The organism is Erwinia sp. GW821-FHT03D09, assembly GCF_059420805.1.
Genome location: NZ_JBWKUK010000009.1, coordinates 176,697 through 193,794 on the forward strand (window position 1 = coordinate 176,697; position 17,098 = coordinate 193,794).

The following is a 17,098-nucleotide window of genomic DNA, read 5'->3' on the forward strand; positions in this document are numbered from 1 at the left end:
ACGAGGTCAGACTGGAATCAGTCCCTGCTGGCGCATCGAAGCCAGCCGGTAGCGCAGTGCGCGCGGCGTGATGCCAAGAGATTCAGCGGTTTTGGATTTATTGCCCTGATGGCAGCGCAGCAGGTCAACGATGTACTGATACTCAGCCTGCCGCCCGTGGTGTTTGATCGGACGTTCGCCGTTAAATTCTGGCTCAGCAGCGTCATCGTCAAGCACGACGGCAAAGGCAACAGGCCTGGCGCCGATGCCAAAGCAGCCGGTATCAAGTACGCCATCGGTAGACATGATCAGCCCGCGCTGCACTACGTTTTCCAACTCGCGGACGTTACCCGGCCACGGATAGTGCTGCAGCGAGCTGCGGGCTTCGGCGGTTAATGCGGGACGCGAAGCAGAGAACTGCTGATATTTCCGCATAAATAGTTCGACCAGCGGAATAATATCCTGCGGGCGATCGCGCAGTGGCGAAATATGCATCGGCACTACCGACAAACGGTAATAAAGATCCTCACGAAAACGCCCTGAGGCAATTTCTTCTTCCAGATTTTTATTAGTAGAAGCAATCAGACGAATATCCAGTTTAATACGCTGATGGCTACCCAGCCGTTCCACTTCCTGCTCCTGCAATACGCGCAGTAATTTCGCCTGAAGCGCCAGAGGCATATCACCAATTTCATCTAATAATAGCGTTCCGCCGTTAGCCTGTTCAAATTTACCCGGCTGACTGTTTACCGCCCCGGTGAATGCGCCCTTCTCATACCCAAAGAGAATCGCTTCCAGCATACTTTCCGGGATCGCCGCACAGTTAACACCCACGTAAGGCGCGTTATTGTCAAAGGCATGATAGTGAATATATTTCGCCACGCACTCTTTACCCGTACCGGTTTCCCCGGTGATTAAAACGGGCACATTATGTTTTGCCACGCGGCGGGCAAGAGCCAGAAGTTTTACGCTGGAATCCGCATGGGCAATAAACCCTGAATCGTCCTTTTCTGAATGCTTCTCTGCTAGTCTCACAACAGGTTCCTCTCTTATTCACCCGTATAGAAATCTTCGGTGTAAGTAAATTGTTATTCATCACAATGAAAAAGTGGCGGAGGATTTAAACGTCTCAATATACGAGGCAAAGACAAATGGGAATCAGCAGACCCTCACCACAACTAAATTTTGCAGCGAGTATACCCAGGTTATTAAAACAGGTCACATTAATTGAGATTAAAAAATATTATTAATTAAAATCAATAATTTACATTGAGATTATTAATCAAATAAGATCTATAAATAATTTTGCTAAGAATTTTAAAAAATTAATAATCATATTTAAATTGCCATCGCTATAGGCTGTTGCTCTAATTCACACACGCAAGCGAGTCGCACTATTTAAAACCGCGACCTGATAAATAGCTAAAGCGACAGTAACTCATAAAACTTAAATATTTTTTCACTGACAGATAAAAGCTTCCTTTGCTACTGATATTGCTCAGGTACAGGAAGCACGGATCTAACGGAATCAAATCATGCGACAGCTCTGTAGCCATGTAAAAATTTATCATACTGGTCAACATCCAGACATGATGAAGTTAGAAGTGAATAAACTGGGTCGTCCATATCATAAAATCCCGAAAATATTTAACGATATGCACGACAGTTTGGATGGCAAACTGAACACCTATTTTTTAAAGAAGTATCGCGTTAACGTCACGCTCAGAACAATGAGTTTTGAAATGGACGTCTGGCAAAAGCATACGCAAATTTTATCCAGTAACATTGGCAGCCTGGCCTTTGATATCGATCGCAGCCTGTTGTTAAGTGTGCTACACGATTATTACGGGCTAAATAAAGAAAGACAGGAAGGCATTACCGTTGCGGAAACGCCGGTAACCAAAACGGAAGAGCGCCTGAAGAATAAACTCGCGCTGGAGCTGGTGGCATTAATTACCGGGGAAGGGTTATTTGGTAAAACACTGCAGATTAAACCCGATCCGGCATCATTAATTAACCACTGGTCTTATAAAATTACATTTACCCTTGAAGGCTATCAGGGTGGTTTTTCTTTACTGCTGGATAATACCCATGTCGATCGTCTGTTGGCCAATTTACGCCAGCAGGCGGAGATGTGCCCGCTGGCCCACGCCGAACAGCCGGTAGCCAATGTGCAGATGTCCTTTATGACGCTGCCCGTACGCTTAACCGGCAGGCTGGTCAGCATCCCAATGACGGTAGCGGAACTGCTGACGCTGAAGCACGGCGACATCCTGCCGATGTCGCTGAGCGATCGCATTCCGCTACTGATTGGCAAACAGCCGTTGTTCAACGCGGTGATTGCTGAAGACCACGGAAAGCTGTTCTTTTCAGAATTTAACGAGTTAAACAACGAGAAATCCCATGACTGAAGTAAATACTCCGGCGGAAAACGCCCTCGATTTTGATTTTTCACTCGATGACACCCCGGTCATCGATACCCAGGATAAAGACGATGCCGATCGTCATGCCGTGCAGCGTGAAAAGCAGCGTCATCTTTCGCTGTTCAGCCGTATTCCCGTCACGCTGACGCTGGAAGTGGCGTCGGTAGAGATCTCACTGGCTGAACTGATCGGCGTAAACAATGACTCCGTGCTGGAGCTGGACAAAATGGCAGGCGAGCCGCTGGATGTGAAAGTGAACGGCATCCTGCTGGGCAAAGCCGAGGTGGTGGTGCTCAACGATAAGTACGGGCTGCGCATCATCGAGTTTAACAACAAAGAACTGGGCGAACTGGCGCTATGAGTCATTCACTCTGGAGCAGGCTGGCGCAGGTATTACTTGCGGGTAGCCTGCTGTTCCTGCCGCTGATGGCAGAGGCTGAGGGTAACGGGCTGGCGCTGTTCAGCTCAACGACCCTGCCGGACGGCAGTCAGGATTACAGCGTCAAGATCGAGATCCTGATCCTGATGACCCTGCTCGGGCTGCTGCCGGTTATGCTGCTGATGATGACCTGCTTCACCCGCTTTATTATCGTGCTGGCGCTGCTGCGCCAGGCGATTGGTTTACAGCAGAGTCCGCCGAATAAGATTCTGACCGGCATCGCGCTGGTGCTGACCATTCTGGTGATGCGCCCGGTGTGGACCCAGGTCTACGAAGAGGCGGTGATCCCCTATCAGGCCAACGAGATCACGCTGAAGCAGGCGCTGGCCACCGGCGAAGCGCCGCTGAAGAAATTTATGCTGTCGCAGACCAGCTCCACCTCGCTGGCGCAGATTATGACTATCGCTAACGCCAGCGGCGAACCGGAAAAACAGGATCTGACTATTGTCGCCCCGGCGTTTGTGCTGAGCGAGCTGAAAACCGCCTTTAAGATCGGCTTTATGATCTATATCCCCTTCCTCGTCATTGACCTGATTGTCGCCAGCATTCTGATGGCAATGGGGATGATGATGCTGTCACCGCTGATTGTCTCGCTGCCGTTCAAGCTGATCCTGTTCGTGCTCTGCGACGGCTGGTCGCTGGTTGTTGGCACGCTGACGCAGAGCGTACAGGGGCTGTCGCCATGATGACCATTGACGTGGCGGGCGACATTATCGCCCAGGGGCTGAAGCTGGTGCTGATGATTTCGGTGGTGGCGATTTTACCCAGCCTGATAACCGGGCTGCTGGTGAGCATCTTTCAGGCCACCACGCAGATAAATGAACAAACGCTGAGCTTCCTGCCGCGCCTGGTGATGACCATGCTGGTGCTGGTCTTTGCCGGTAAGTGGATGCTGACTCAACTGATCGATTTCACCCTGTTGATTTTTGAACAGGCCGCAACCTTAGTGGGCTGATTGTGGGAATTCCTGTTAACCAACTGCTCGATCCGCTGCTGGCACTGTGGCTGCCGTTTCTCCGTATCGCGGCGTTTTTCCACTTTTGCCCGATTTTTGAGCACCGGGCGTTTCCGCGCAAGGCGAAGGCCGGGCTGGCACTGCTGTTGAGCATCCTGATCGTACCGATGCTGGATAACAACGTGGTACTGCACGAGCTGATGACCATGCAGACACTGCTGCTGAGCGGCGAGCAGATCCTCTGGGGCCTGCTGTTCGGTCAGATGCTGAACTGGGTGTTTTCGGCGCTGCAAACCGCCGGGGCGATCCTGTCGATGAATATGGGGCTGGGCATGGCAGTCATGAACGATCCGGGCAGCGGTAACTCGACGATGGTGATTTCGCAGATCGTGTTCGTGTTTTCAGTGCTGCTGTTTTTCAGTATGGACGGTCATCTGCTGCTGATCACCATTCTGTATAAGGGGTTTGCCTACTGGCCCATTGGCCAGGCGATTAACACGCTGACCCTGCGTACCGCCACCACCGGCGTTGGCTGGCTGCTGACCGGCGCGCTGCTGCTGGCGCTGCCGACGGTGTTTATCATGCTGCTGGTACAGGGCGCATTCGGCCTGTTAAACCGCATTTCGCCGACGCTGAACCTGTTTGCGCTCGGCTTTCCGATCAGCATGCTGTTTGGCCTGTTCTGCCTGATGCTGTTGAGCGGCAGCATCCCGGATCACTATCTGTCGCTGACCAACCAGATCCTGGCGCAGTTTGACCAGTTAAGGAGCCACTGATGTCTTCGAGCAGCGGTGATAAAAGTGAAAAGCCTACCGCCAGTAAGCTGAGCAAGTCGCGTAAAAAAGGCGATATTCCCCGTTCGCGGGACGTAACGATGGCCGCCGGGCTGGTGGCCAGCCTGTTTACCGTCAGCGCCTTTTTTCCGTATTACCGTGACCTGGTGCAGGCGTCGTTTACTGCGGTCAGCCAGATGGCCAGCCGCATCCACGATGACGGTGCGCTGCACCAGTTTATGCTGACCCAGGTGCTGATTATTTTAAAAGTGCTGGCGACGCTGGTGCCGATCCCGCTGGCCGCCTGTCTGGCAACGCTGGTGCCCGGGGGCTGGATCTTTGTACCGACCCGCATCAAGCCGGATTTTAAAAAGCTTAACCCGATCTCCGGCATTAAGCGCCTGGTGGGCAAGCAGCATCTGACCGACGTGCTGAAGATGGTACTGAAGTGCGCCATCCTGCTTGGCCTGCTGTGGTCCAGCATCCAGGACGAGCTGCCGGGAATGATGGCACTACAGTCGCGCTTCCTGAACGAGGCGATTACCGCCGGGCTGATGCAGTACGCCGGGGTGATGAAGATGTTTGTGATCACCATTGCGCTGTTTGCGTTTATCGATGTGCCGCTGAGTAAGTTTATGTTCACCAAAAAAATGCGTATGACCAAAAAAGAGGTGCGCGACGAACATAAAAACCAGGACGGCAACCCGCAGATTAAAGGGCGCATCCGCCAGCTGCAGCGCCAGATGGCAATGGGGCAGATTAATAAACAGGTGCCGCAGGCGGACGTGGTCATCGTCAATCCGACTCACTATGCGGTGGCGCTGAAGTACGCGCCGGATAAAGCCGCCGCGCCCTATATCCTCGCCAAAGGGCTGGACGATGTGGCGCTACATATCCGCAGCGTAGCGAAAAAACATCAGATTGAAGTGGTGGAGTTCCCGCCGCTGGCGCGTGCGGTTTATTACAGCACGCGCGTTAACCAGCAGATTCCGGCGTCGCTGTTTCGGGCGATTGCGCAGGTGCTGACTTACGTTATGCAGCTGAAATCCTGGCGTACCGGGCAGGGCGAAAAACCGCACCTGGATCTGCATATTCCACTCCCAGAAAGTGAGTTCAAAAAACATGGCAACGTTTAATTCAGGCCAGATGAAATCCCTGCTGCGCAACAGCCACGTTGGCGTTCCGCTGCTGCTGCTTAGCGTGCTGGCGATGGTGATCCTGCCGCTGCCACCGATCGTCCTCGATGTGCTGTTTACCTTCAATATCGTACTGGCGGTGATGGTGCTGCTGGCCAGCGTCAACAGTAAACGCCCGCTGGATTTCTCGGTGTTTCCGACGATTCTGCTGATCACCACGCTGATGCGCCTGACGCTGAACGTTGCCTCAACTCGCGTGGTGCTGCTGCACGGCCATGACGGCGTGGGTGCGGCCGGTAAGGTGATTGAAGCCTTCGGTAACGTGGTGATCGGCGGTAACTTCGTCGTCGGTTTCGTGGTGTTTGTGATCCTGATGATCATCAACTTCGTGGTGGTCACCAAAGGGGCCGAGCGTATTTCCGAAGTGTCGGCGCGCTTTACCCTCGACGCCCTGCCCGGGAAGCAAATGGCGATTGATGCCGACCTTAACGCCGGGCTGATTAATCAGGAGCAGGCGCGCGTTCGCCGTAAGGACGTGGCCAACGAAGCTGACTTCTACGGCGCGATGGACGGCGCCTCCAAGTTTGTGCGCGGCGATGCGATTGCCGGGATTATGATCCTGATTATCAACGTGGTCGGCGGTATTCTGATCGGTATTTTCAAGCACAATATGGATGCCGGCCAGGCGTTCGATCAGTACGTGCTGCTGACTATCGGTGACGGCCTGGTGGCGCAGATCCCTTCCCTGCTGCTGGCCACGGCGGCAGCGATTATCGTCACCCGTGTGAGCGATGACGACAGCAGCGGAATTTCAGACGATATCCACCGCCAGCTGATGGCGAAACCGGCCACGATTTATACCGCCGCCTTCGTGATGTTCGTGCTGGCGATTGTGCCGGGCATGCCGCATCTGGTGTTCCTGGTGTTTACCGCCCTGCTGGTGTTTACCGCCTGGCGACAGAGCAAGGTTATCGAAAAGCCCGCGCAGAGCGAGCAGGATATCGCCGCGCTGACCAGCGCGCTGGACGACAGCGACAGCGTGAACGTCTGCTGGGAAAGTATTCCACTGATTGAGCCACTGGGGCTGAACCTCGGCTATAAGCTGGTGACGCTGGTGGATAAATCGAAAGGCAATCCGCTGACCCTGCGCGTGCGCGGCGTGCGCCAGGTGGTATCAGAAACCAGCGGCGTGCTGCTGCCGGAGATGTCGATTCGCGAAGACTTCCGCCTGAAGCCGGCGCAGTATGCGATCAAGGTGAACGGCGTGCGCACGGCGGTGGGCGAGGTTCATCCGGATCGCCTGATGGCGATCCCAACGGCGGAACAGTACGGCGAGATCGATGGCGTGCTGGATACCGATCCTGCCTACGGCCTGGCCGTCACCTGGATCACCCCGGATATGAAACCGCAGGCGCTGAACCTCGGGTATCAGGTGGTGGACTGCGCCAGCGTTATCGCCACGCATATTAATCGGGTCACCCGCGAGCATCTGCCGGAGCTGTTTAACTATGACGATATCACCCAGTTGAATCTGCGCCTGTCGGGTACGGCACCCAGACTGGCTGAAGATCTCAACGCCGCGCTGAACTACAGCCAGCAGCTGAAGATTTATCGCCTGCTGCTACAGGATCAGGTTTCGCTGAAGGACATCGCCACGATTGCCACCACGCTTGTGGAAAGTGCAGCGATCACTAAAGACGCAATCCTGCTGGCCTCTGACGTGCGCTTCGCCCTGCGCCGGGCGATGGTGGCAGCGATTGCACCTGACAATAAGCCGCTGTCGGCCTACACGCTGGATAACACGCTGGAAAATCTGCTGCTCGGTTCCCTGAACCAGGCGCAGCAGGCCGGAAAAGTCAGCCTGGACAGCTTCCCGGTCGATCCTAATATACTGACCCAGCTGCAGACCACGCTCCCGGTGGTACTGGAGCAGCTGAAGGCGCAGAACCTGACCTCGGTACTGCTGGTCACGCCGCAGCTGCGGCCGCTGATTGCCCGCTACAGCCGCCTGTTTGCCGCCGGGCTGCACGTGCTTTCCTATAACGAAGTGCCGGATGAAGTTGATTTACGCATTGTCGGGACGGTGAACTGACGTATGATAGAAAGTATCATTCTTTCACCTCCCCTCTGATACAAGGCTGGCGATGAATCACTCTATTGACATCATCTCTGCAATAACCGACCGGTTTATCGATATGACCGCGACTGAAAAACGCATCGCCCAGTTTCTGCTGGACGATGTGCAGGCCGCCACCACGCTGGCCATCGCCGATATCGCCCGGCAGACGGCATCCAGTCAGGCCTCGGTGACCCGATTCGCCCGCACCGTAGGCTGCCGCGACGTCCGTGAGCTGAAGGTGCGCCTGGCGCAGTCACTGGCGGTGGGGCAGCGGTTTATTCTGGACGTCCCCGATCTGGAAGGGGTACAGGGGATCTATCAGACCATTATTAACGTGCTTGACGTCAACCGCCGCCAGCTGGATATGCAGGCGTTGGAACTGGCGGTGAAGTGGATTGGACGCGCGCGCCAGACGCTGGCGATTGGCGTAGGCGGTGGTTCAACCATCTGCGCACAGGAGATCCAGCACCGGTTGTTCCGTCTTGGACTGCCGGTTGTCGCCCAGAGCGATGCGCTGCTGGTCCGCATGATGAGTGCCGCCGTCAGCCCCGACGATGTGGTGATTGCGCTTTCGCTGGGTGGATACAGCGCCGAGATGGTGGAAAGTGCCGCCATCGCCCGCCAGTATGGCGCTAAAGTCGTGGTTATTGCGCCCGGCGGGACACCGCTGGCTGAACAGGCCGACGCGCTGCTGGCTCTGGTGGTGCAGGAAAATGACTACATCTTTAAACCCAGCACCTCACGCTATGCCATGCTGGCAATGATTGATGTGCTGGCGACGAAGCTGGCGATGGCCAACAAACGGCAGGCTAAAGACCGCCTGAGGCGCATCAAGCTGGCGCTGGACAACCACCGTGGTGGTGTCGATCGCCAGCCGCTGGGGGACTGAGATCAGAACGCCGTTTCCAGCGTATCCAGCAAATTATATTGCTCATCAGTCAGATAGATGGCCTGCCACTTGTCGAAGGTCAGGCAGGGATGAGAAGTGCCAAACAGCATGATATCGCCAACCTGCAGCTGGCCCGCCTCCGGACCGCTGAGGATGGCGTGCTGATCCATAATGCCTGTCGTATGCAGACTCTCCAGCTTCAGCGGCTGCTTCTGTCCAGCGCGATAAAGGGCGATTGGCTGCGGTAATCCCGCATCAAAGGCGCAGTCACGTTTGCCAAAATTGACGACTGCCAGCCCGTTTTCCGGCACCGACTGCACCATCGCCACCAGCTCCAGAGCCGACTGCAAATCTCCCCCCAGCCCGCAGGCTACGCTATCGCGCGCCATCAGTGCCTGCTGCGCCTGCTGGTAAATTCCCCGATCGTGGGTAATGTAACACCCGGGGCGAATAACGATCCGGCAGCCGTCCGGCAACACCTCCTGCAACCAGATATCGCACACCACGTCGTACCAGCTGCTACCGGCACCGGTCAGAATAAATTCACCGCTCACCTGCTGCCGAGCGGCCAGCGTGCGTGCCAGCCCTGCTGCCTGGCGCAGCAGGTGTTCAATCTGCGGCTGCGGATCTTCTGCATGAATCACCCCCTCATACAGTTCAATACCACGCAACCGCAGACCCGGCAGGCCAGCCATCACTTCTGCCAGTTCCTCTGCCCCCGTTACGGAACGACAACCGCAGCGCCCGCCCTCGATACCCATTTCTAACAGCACATCGAGCGTCTGGCCCCGGGCGGCAAAAAATGCCGACAGCGTTCTGGCGTTGCTGATGCTGTCAACGCAGCAGATAAACTCTGCCACCGGATAGTCAGATTTAAGCAGGGCAATAAGTTGCATATTTGCCCTTCCCACCAGCTGATTGACCATCATCACGCGCCCAACGTCGGCGGTGATAGCGACCCGAGCCTGCCACGCGCTGCCAACGCCAATCGCCCATGCGCCCCCCGCCATTTGGCGTTGAAATATTTTCGCCGTCATGGTGGTTTTACCATGCGGTGCCAGCGATACCCCGCGCGTATCGGCATAGCGCTGCATCCAGGCAATGTTGTTCTCCAGCGCCTGTTTTTTTATAACCAAGGCGGGCAGGCAGACATCCTCCAGCAGCACATTCACCGGTCGTTCCTGCGGGACGATAACCGTTGCGGACTTAGACGTAATACTCTGCAATTCATGATACTTCATACGCAAATTCCTTATATTTAAAAAGAAGAAAGGATGAATACCATCATTTAACACATTGAAAACAATGATAAAAACAACACTCAAAATCACAAATAGATACAAAGTACCATTTTATAACGTAAATTTTGCGTAGTGTCCCTCTGTTTTACAGGGTTGTAAATGATTAAATTTGAGCCATTACAGAGCGAGAAGGAAATGGGATGAAGCACGATTATCTGTTTAAAAACGTCACAGTCATTGACGGCAGCGGCGGGGAAGCCTGGCGTGGAGATGTTGCCGTAAGCGGCGACCGCATTGCAGAAATAGCACCAAAAATTGATGAATCGGCGCGGGTAGTGATTGATGGCGAGCAGCGCGTGCTGGCCCCCGGTTTTATCGATGTGCATACCCATGACGATATCAACGTCATACGACTGCCAGACTATTTACCGAAAATCAGTCAGGGCATCACAACGGTGATTGTCGGTAACTGCGGTATTAGCGCCGCATGTGCACAAATTGGCGATGCGGTTCCCGATCCGATGAATTTGCTGGGCGTCGCGGAGGATTTCGTCTATCCCACCGTGGAAGCCTATGCACAGGCGATTGAGCAGGCACGTCCGTCAATTAACGTCGGCACGCTGATTGGCCACACCGCGCTGCGTAATAACCAGATGGATTCACTGTTCCGCCCGGCAACCGCTGTTGAAATTGATGCTATGCGCCAGCAGCTGCGTATCGCACTACGACAGGGTGCGCTGGGCCTCAGCACCGGTCTGGCTTATGCCACGGCCTTTGCCGCAACCACCGAAGAAGTTATGGCCCTGGCGGAAGAACTGGCCGCCGGCCAGGGAGTGTATACCACCCATCTGCGTTCCGAATTTGAACCAATTCTGGAAGCGATGGATGAAGCTTTTCGCATTGGCCGTCATGCTCGCATTCCTGTGGTGCTTTCACACCATAAGTGCGCTGGCGCCAAAAACTGGGGGCGCACCAAAGAAACCCTGGCACTAATCGAAAAAACGCGTCAGACCCAGGACGTGGGCTGCGACTGCTACCCCTATTCCGCCAGTTCATCAACGCTGGATCTCAAACAGATCACCGATGAGTTCGAAATAACAATTACCTGGTCCGAGCCACACCCGGAAATTGCTGGCCGTTCTTTAAAAGCGATCGCCGCCGACTGGTCAATGAGCCTGACCGAGGCCGGTAAACGGCTGATGCCCGCTGGCGCTATTTACTACAACATGGATGAACAGGACGTGCGGCGTGTGCTGAGCTATCCCGCCACGATGATTGGATCGGATGGCTTACCTAACGATCCGATGCCACACCCGCGACTTTGGGGTGCATTTCCTCGCGTACTCGGTCACTACTGCCGTGAAGAAAAGCTGTTCCCTCTGGCCCAGGCGGTTCACAAAATGACCGGCCTTTCGGCTTCTCGTTTCGGATTGGAGCGCCGGGGACTCATAAAAACCGGCTATTTCGCCGATTTAGTGCTGTTCGATGCCGCGACGGTGCGAGACACCGCCACCTTTGAAAAACCGCAGCAGCCCGCAGCGGGCATCGATGCAGTGATGGTGAACGGTGTTATGAGCTATGGCCACGTTACGCCAATCGATGGCCGTGCGGGGCGCTTTTTACGCCGTCAGGATCGATAACCGCCGGGCAATCACTTTATCCACAACACCAGGGAAATCAGGGAGTCACACATGAGTATTAAACGCTATGGCGCAACGGGCAGCCAGGGTACCGGCGGGCAGCATCTGCCTTTTTCAAGTGCAGTAGAAGCCGGGGGCTGGCTCTATGTTTCCGGCCAAACCCCGATGCGGGATGGAGAAGTCGTCGAGGGGGGAATTGTTGAACAATCGCGGCTGGCAATCGAGAACTGCCTGGCGATCGTACATGCGGCAGGTTATCGGCTGGAAGATGTCGTTCACGCCAAAGTGTACCTGACTGATGCGCGCTATTTTCCATCGTTTAACCGGGTATTCCGCGAATTTTTTGCCGAACATCCCCCCGCCAGGGTTTGCTGCGTAGCGGACCTGGTCGTGGATTGTAAAGTCGAAGTCGATTTAACCTGTTACAACGCGGCACGCGCTAAATAACCGTTTTATAAAATCACACGCTTTTATAAGCGATATTTATTTTTATTCGCGAACAGCACTATTCTGTTGCTGTTCGTTCAGATAGCTGCGCGTCACGGTTTCGCCTTCAGATGGTTCTGAAACATCATGAGAGAGCCACGATTTAAACGCGCAGCCAATAATTAAGAACATTTATATTATCTGGATGTGAGCGATGAATAATATCAATTTTTTAATCTGGTTTTGTCTCTACGCACTGGTCATGATTACCATTGGCTGGTTTGTTTCACGCCACCAAAAGAACGGCGATGACTTCTTATTAGGTGGACGCTCTATGCCCATGCTGCTGACACTGGGTTCAACAGTGGGCACCATGGTTGGTACAGGCTCCAGCGTTGGGGCCGTTGGTTTTGGCTACCTTAACGGCTGGGCAGGCATGCTCTACGGCATCGGCGGGGCTATTGGTATTTTACTGGTAGCCTGGCTGTTTGCTCCGGTACGTAAAATGCGTTTTATGACCATGAGTGAAGAGATATCTTATTATACCGGCGGCAGCCGAATAGTGAAAAATATTGTGGCCATATTAATATTTGTCGCTTCTATTGGCTGGCTGGGTGCGCATATTTTAGGCGGCGGACTTTATCTGGCATGGGCAAGTGGCATTGATATTAATACTGCCAAAATTATTATTGCTCTGGCTTTTGTGGTGTATGTCGGCATTGGTGGCTATTCCGCGGTAGTTTGGATCGATACACTGCAATCCATCGTGCTGTTTGTCGGCTTTATCCTGATGGCCGTGTTTGCTGTCCACCATGCGGGCGGCTGGAGCCAGATCCAACAGGCGGTCGATCCCGCCGCGCAGAGCCTGTTCGCTGTTGATAAATTGGGTGTACTGCCCGCCCTTTCGCTGGCACTGGTAATCATGGTCGGCGTGCTGGCCACGCCCTCCTATCGTCAGCGGATTTACTCGGCCAAAACCGTCGCTTCCGTACGCCAGTCGTTCACCATTACCGGCGTGCTGTATCTGCTTTTCTCCTTTTTACCCGCCATTATCGGTATGGCAGCCTGGACGATGAATCCAAATCTGGAAAACAGCGGATTTGCCTTCCTGTTCGCCACTCAAGTTCTACCGCCGGTACTGGCCATGGCGATTCTGATCGCCGGTATGTCCGCCAATATGTCATCCGGCAGCTCGGATGCGATTGCCAGCGTTTCGATCATGCTGCGCGATCTCTATACGATGGTCACCGGCCATATGCCCCCGGAAGATCGCGCGATTCGTCTGTCACGCATGTTCCTGGTCGTGGTGATCGCGTTAGCATTACTGTTTGCCCTCACCTCAAACGACATCATCAGCTACATCACTAAAATGATATCGATGATCATGTCCGGCATGTTCACCTGCTCTATCCTCGGCCGCTTCTGGATGCGCTTTAACTGGCAGGGTGCGCTGGCAGCGTTGGCAGGCGGTGCAGGAACCTCTATGGTGATCCTGTTTCGCGATGACTGGCTGGCATTCTGGGGTAATCCCTGTATACCGGCGGTGCTGATGAGTATCGGTTGCGCGGTGATAGTGACGCTGCTTACGCCCGCCAGCAGGTTAACCCGGGAACAGGCGCTGGAGATGATTACCCGTGAACGCGAGAATCGTCCACAGCAGGGAAGCACCGCGAGCGGCAATGCCTCAACGGTAGCGCGTAACGGTTGAGACAATCGGCCACTCGTCCCGCGGGTGGCGATAAAGGAACAACAATGATTTCGAACTACATTGCTATTGACTGGGGATCCAGCAATCTGCGGGCCTGGCGCTATCGTAACGGCAGCTGCATTGACCACATTGATCTGGCGTGCGGGATAACCCGACTGGGGGAAGAAAAACCGGCTGATGCTTTTAACCGCCTGTTCTCCAACTGGCGCGAAGACAATACCGTACCGACTATTATGGCGGGCATGATCGGCAGTAACGCAGGCTGGCGCACGGTGCCCTATCTGCCCTGTCCAACCGATCTTAACCAGCTTTCTCAACATCTTTATCACCTTGAAACCAAGCTGGCGATCGTGCCCGGTCTGCAGCTGCAGCAGGGTGACAGATGCGACGTCATGCGGGGGGAAGAGACACAGATCCTGGGGGCGATGCGTGAAGCACCAGCATCGCTGTTTGTTCTGCCCGGTACCCATAGTAAATGGGCGGTTGCCGATGGCGGACGAGTCTGCGAATTCAGCACTGTGATGACGGGTGAGCTGCACCATCTGCTGATGGCCCATGCCCTGCTCGGTCGCGATCTGCCTGAACAGCAGGAGGATCGTCAGGCATTTACCGACGGGCTGACAGCCGGAATTCACCAGCCTGCGATCCTGCCACAACTCTTCGAGGCTCGTGCAGCCAGGCTGCTGGGTAATCTGGCGAGCAGGTCCGTTAGCGAATGGCTATCCGGGTTACTGATCGGCGCGGAAACGGCGCAGATGTGTACCCGGTATCAACCTTCGCAAGTCACCCTCATCGCCAGTAACCAGCTGCAGCAACGCTATCAGTGCGCCTTTGAACAACTCGGCGTAACCGCTCACTCATTGACAGGTGAGCATGCTTTTCAGTCAGGAATAAGGAAAATCATCGATGACATGGCCTGGTAAAATCCCTTTAATCGCCATTCTTCGCGGGATCACGCCCGTGGAGGCCCCTCTGCATATCAGCGCCCTGCTGGATGCGGGTTTTGACAGCGTGGAGATCCCGCTGAATTCGCCAGACTACGCGCAGAGCATCTCTGCGGCGGTCGAACGCTTCGGCGATCGCGCACTGCTTGGGGGTGGGACGGTGTTGGTCCCCGAACAGGTGGACTGGTTGGCAGACATTCAGGCACGGTTGGTTGTTACCCCTAATACGCAGCCCACGGTGATACGTCGAGCCGTTGAACGCGGTATGACGATATGTGCCGGGGTGGCCACCATCAGTGAAGCTTTTATCGCACTGGATGCCGGAGCGCAGGCGCTGAAACTTTTCCCAGCCTCGACATTCGGCCCATCCTATGTGAAAGCATTGAAAGCCGTACTGCCCGCCAGTGTGCCACTGTTTGCAGTAGGTGGTATCACCCCGGAAAATCTTGCGGACTACATCCAGGCTGGCTGCGCCGGTGCTGGGTTGGGCAACGATCTCTATCGTGCCGGGCAGGAGGTAGAGGTTACTGTACGCAAGGCCCAGCGCTTTATTGCGGCCTGGCACCAGGTTTCTGCATCCACTACAACCTAATGCCCTGTAGGGCGTTCGGCTTCACGCGGCTGTTAACTGCGCCGCGTGATTGCTCCTTCCAACCTGGATGGCTATTTTTTCAACGCTTCCGCCACCGCATTAAAGAACACCGAATTTTCCAGCGGCTGCCTGTCGGCGGCTGGTTCAGCCTCTTTCCATGTTGACCACTGCACCATCACCAGATGTTCTTTCTTGTTGATGGCAATCATCTGGCCGTAAATACCCAGCGCCCACATGGCTGCTTTCGGGTTGCCGTCGCCTTTCGGTGCGACGTTTTTAGCGTTGGCCGGCACATTGTGGTTCCACCACTCATAGCCATACACGCCGTCAGGATAGCCCGCCGATACGGAGTTCTTCGCCTTAGTCCAGTTGGTCGCATCCTCCAGCCAGTGCTCTGGCAGTGTGGTGCTGCCGTTAGGCAAAATTCCGTCCCCCAGAATGTACAGGCCGAAGCGCCCCCAGTCTTCCAGCGTAGCGTTAAAGCCGTGGCCGCCCATATCGTGCCTGCCTTGCTCATAGGCATGCCAGATCCCGTCGTTGGCCATGCCAAACGGGATCCAGATGTCGTCCTGCAAATTCTGCGCAATGGTTTTTCCCGTCGCTTTTTCCAGAATATCCCCCAGCAGCCATGCCCCGCCGGTGTTATACGACCACACCGCGCCGGGTTTGATGGCCGGGTCACGCGTCAGGCCGTGGACCAGGTTGTAGACGCACTGATAGGTTCCCGGTTTTGCCTCACACTGGGTCAGCGTAGAGAAATCGGAATTAGGATCGGCGTAGTTTTCATTCCAGGTCACGCCGGACGTATGCTGGATTAGCTGTTTTAAGGTGACGCCATCCCAGGCCGTGCCTTTAAAATCCGGTTCGTAACGGGTGATCTTATCGTCAAGCGAGTGAATTTTTCCCTCCCTGATGGCGACCCCCACCAGCGTGGAGACGATAGATTTGCCCACCGATCGCGAGGTCCACAGGGTGCCTGGTGTATTGCCGTGATAATACTTTTCTAACGCTACTCTGCCGTCTTTGATGATCAGCAGCGCCTGCACATCCTGATTTTTAACGTAGTCCTCATAGTGAAGAATCTTACCCTGGTACAGGTAAGTGATATCTTTCAGCTGCTTTTCCTGCCGCTGTAGCGGATAAACCCGCTCGCCGCGCCGGAAACGATCCCCCGGATAGTTGCGATAGTCGTTGCGAAAACCAACGGTTCGCTGCTGCTGATCCCAGGTCAGCATGTTTTTCACATCCGGCAGGTGCTTATCACAGGGCTTTGGGGCGCGGGTCAATCCGTCAACTTTACAGGCACTATCCTGAGCGCTGGCACTTCCGATCATCAGCGCCAGCGCTACCAGCGCCAGTGGGATAGCCATCACGATGGGTTTTTGCATGGTTAATTCCTTTTAGTCTTCCAGCGGGTTAATCAAACAATGTCCTTAATTAAGATTATTCGTGCTGCGTTAACGGTATACACCTGAGAAAATTACGCGATGAGGCAAAATTTGCTATTGCTACGTCGCATTCAATAGCGGATGAAGATCTAAACTGCCAGAAACTTCCGAATTTACCTGCCCCAGTGAGCAAACATCCGCGATGTTGCGCGAGCGCACAGCGATTAAGGCCAGACCAGGATATAAAAATCATTCTGCTGTTAAAACCGGAAGCCGGATAACCAGGGAGAGAACTCAGTTCGGATGCAAAAAAGACGCCATGCGACATCTGGGAGCCACACCTCAGTCGTATCGAATCGCTTAGCAATCAGCAATCAGCAATCAGCAATCAGCAATCAGCAATCAGCAATCAGCAATCAGCAATCAGCAATCAGCAATCAGCAATC

Annotated in this window: 16 protein-coding genes; 13 read left to right on the top strand and 3 right to left on the bottom strand. The window is 54.6% G+C overall.

What is annotated here, in order from left to right; translation table 11 throughout:
* Positions 1-6: 6 nt before the first annotated feature.
* Positions 7-1,014 carry a sigma-54 interaction domain-containing protein gene (locus AC07U6_RS11235; protein ID WP_494761891.1) on the bottom strand — a complete coding sequence of 336 codons (1,008 nt, stop codon included), beginning with the start codon at positions 1,012-1,014 and terminating at the stop codon, positions 7-9.
* A 554-nt stretch (positions 1,015-1,568) separates the two neighbouring features.
* On the opposite strand from AC07U6_RS11235, the gene AC07U6_RS11240 reads away from it, so the two are divergent.
* From AC07U6_RS11240 to AC07U6_RS11275, 8 genes are read left to right on the top strand one after another with little or no spacing between them, the layout of a single operon-like run.
* The gene (locus tag AC07U6_RS11240; RefSeq protein WP_494761890.1) at positions 1,569-2,390 is read left to right on the top strand and encodes a FliM/FliN family flagellar motor switch protein; all 822 of its coding nucleotides are present in this window, start codon (positions 1,569-1,571) and stop codon (positions 2,388-2,390) included.
* Positions 2,383-2,763 carry a flagellar motor switch protein FliN gene (fliN, locus tag AC07U6_RS11245; RefSeq protein ID WP_494761889.1) on the top strand — a complete coding sequence of 127 codons (381 nt, stop codon included), beginning with the start codon at positions 2,383-2,385 and terminating at the stop codon, positions 2,761-2,763. The genes AC07U6_RS11240 and fliN overlap by 8 nt, the downstream gene beginning before the upstream one ends.
* The gene (gene fliP, locus AC07U6_RS11250) at positions 2,760-3,527 is read left to right on the top strand and encodes a flagellar type III secretion system pore protein FliP (protein WP_494761888.1); all 768 of its coding nucleotides are present in this window, start codon (positions 2,760-2,762) and stop codon (positions 3,525-3,527) included. The genes fliN and fliP overlap by 4 nt, the downstream gene beginning before the upstream one ends.
* Complete coding sequence (gene fliQ / locus AC07U6_RS11255) at positions 3,524-3,796, top strand: flagellar biosynthesis protein FliQ (RefSeq protein ID WP_494761887.1); 273 nt, start codon at positions 3,524-3,526, stop codon at positions 3,794-3,796. Before fliP ends, fliQ begins: the two co-directional genes overlap by 4 nt.
* Before the next feature lie 2 nt (positions 3,797-3,798).
* A complete protein-coding gene (gene fliR / locus AC07U6_RS11260; RefSeq protein ID WP_494761886.1) occupies positions 3,799-4,572 on the top strand; it encodes a flagellar biosynthetic protein FliR in 774 nt (257 codons plus the stop codon).
* Positions 4,572-5,705, top strand: a complete 1,134-nt coding sequence (gene flhB, locus AC07U6_RS11265) for a flagellar biosynthesis protein FlhB (RefSeq protein WP_494761885.1) — start codon at positions 4,572-4,574, stop codon at positions 5,703-5,705. The genes fliR and flhB overlap by 1 nt, the downstream gene beginning before the upstream one ends.
* Positions 5,692-7,797: a flagellar biosynthesis protein FlhA gene (locus AC07U6_RS11270; RefSeq protein ID WP_494761884.1), complete on the top strand. Its 2,106-nt coding sequence runs from the start codon at positions 5,692-5,694 to the stop codon at positions 7,795-7,797. Before flhB ends, AC07U6_RS11270 begins: the two co-directional genes overlap by 14 nt.
* Before the next feature lie 52 nt (positions 7,798-7,849).
* On the top strand, positions 7,850-8,713 hold the full coding sequence (locus AC07U6_RS11275) for a MurR/RpiR family transcriptional regulator (RefSeq protein WP_494761883.1): 864 nt from the start codon (positions 7,850-7,852) through the stop codon (positions 8,711-8,713).
* A 2-nt stretch (positions 8,714-8,715) separates the two neighbouring features.
* Here AC07U6_RS11275 and AC07U6_RS11280 read toward each other — a convergent pair whose 3' ends face one another.
* Entirely contained in the window at positions 8,716-9,954 is a 1,239-nt protein-coding gene (locus tag AC07U6_RS11280) for an amino acid deaminase (protein WP_494761882.1), read from the bottom strand.
* A 200-nt stretch (positions 9,955-10,154) separates the two neighbouring features.
* Between AC07U6_RS11280 and AC07U6_RS11285 the strand changes: the two genes are divergently transcribed.
* The 5 genes from AC07U6_RS11285 (at position 10,155) to AC07U6_RS11305 (ending at position 15,264) form a co-directional block, all read left to right on the top strand.
* Positions 10,155-11,594 carry an N-acyl-D-amino-acid deacylase family protein gene (locus AC07U6_RS11285; protein ID WP_494761881.1) on the top strand — a complete coding sequence of 480 codons (1,440 nt, stop codon included), beginning with the start codon at positions 10,155-10,157 and terminating at the stop codon, positions 11,592-11,594.
* Positions 11,595-11,645: 51 nt separating this feature from the next.
* Positions 11,646-12,041 carry a RidA family protein gene (locus AC07U6_RS11290; protein ID WP_494761880.1) on the top strand — a complete coding sequence of 132 codons (396 nt, stop codon included), beginning with the start codon at positions 11,646-11,648 and terminating at the stop codon, positions 12,039-12,041.
* Positions 12,042-12,234: 193 nt separating this feature from the next.
* Complete coding sequence (locus AC07U6_RS11295) at positions 12,235-13,728, top strand: sodium:solute symporter family protein (protein WP_494761879.1); 1,494 nt, start codon at positions 12,235-12,237, stop codon at positions 13,726-13,728.
* 47 nt (positions 13,729-13,775) lie between these two features.
* Positions 13,776-14,651 carry a 2-dehydro-3-deoxygalactonokinase gene (locus tag AC07U6_RS11300; protein WP_494764448.1) on the top strand — a complete coding sequence of 292 codons (876 nt, stop codon included), beginning with the start codon at positions 13,776-13,778 and terminating at the stop codon, positions 14,649-14,651.
* Positions 14,635-15,264: a 2-dehydro-3-deoxy-6-phosphogalactonate aldolase gene (locus AC07U6_RS11305; protein ID WP_494761878.1), complete on the top strand. Its 630-nt coding sequence runs from the start codon at positions 14,635-14,637 to the stop codon at positions 15,262-15,264. The genes AC07U6_RS11300 and AC07U6_RS11305 overlap by 17 nt, the downstream gene beginning before the upstream one ends.
* A gap of 71 nt (positions 15,265-15,335) precedes the next feature.
* Here the strand turns inward: AC07U6_RS11305 and AC07U6_RS11310 are convergent, their stop codons facing one another.
* Positions 15,336-16,652, bottom strand: a complete 1,317-nt coding sequence (locus AC07U6_RS11310) for a serine hydrolase domain-containing protein (RefSeq protein ID WP_494761877.1) — start codon at positions 16,650-16,652, stop codon at positions 15,336-15,338.
* Positions 16,653-17,098 lie beyond the last annotated feature (446 nt).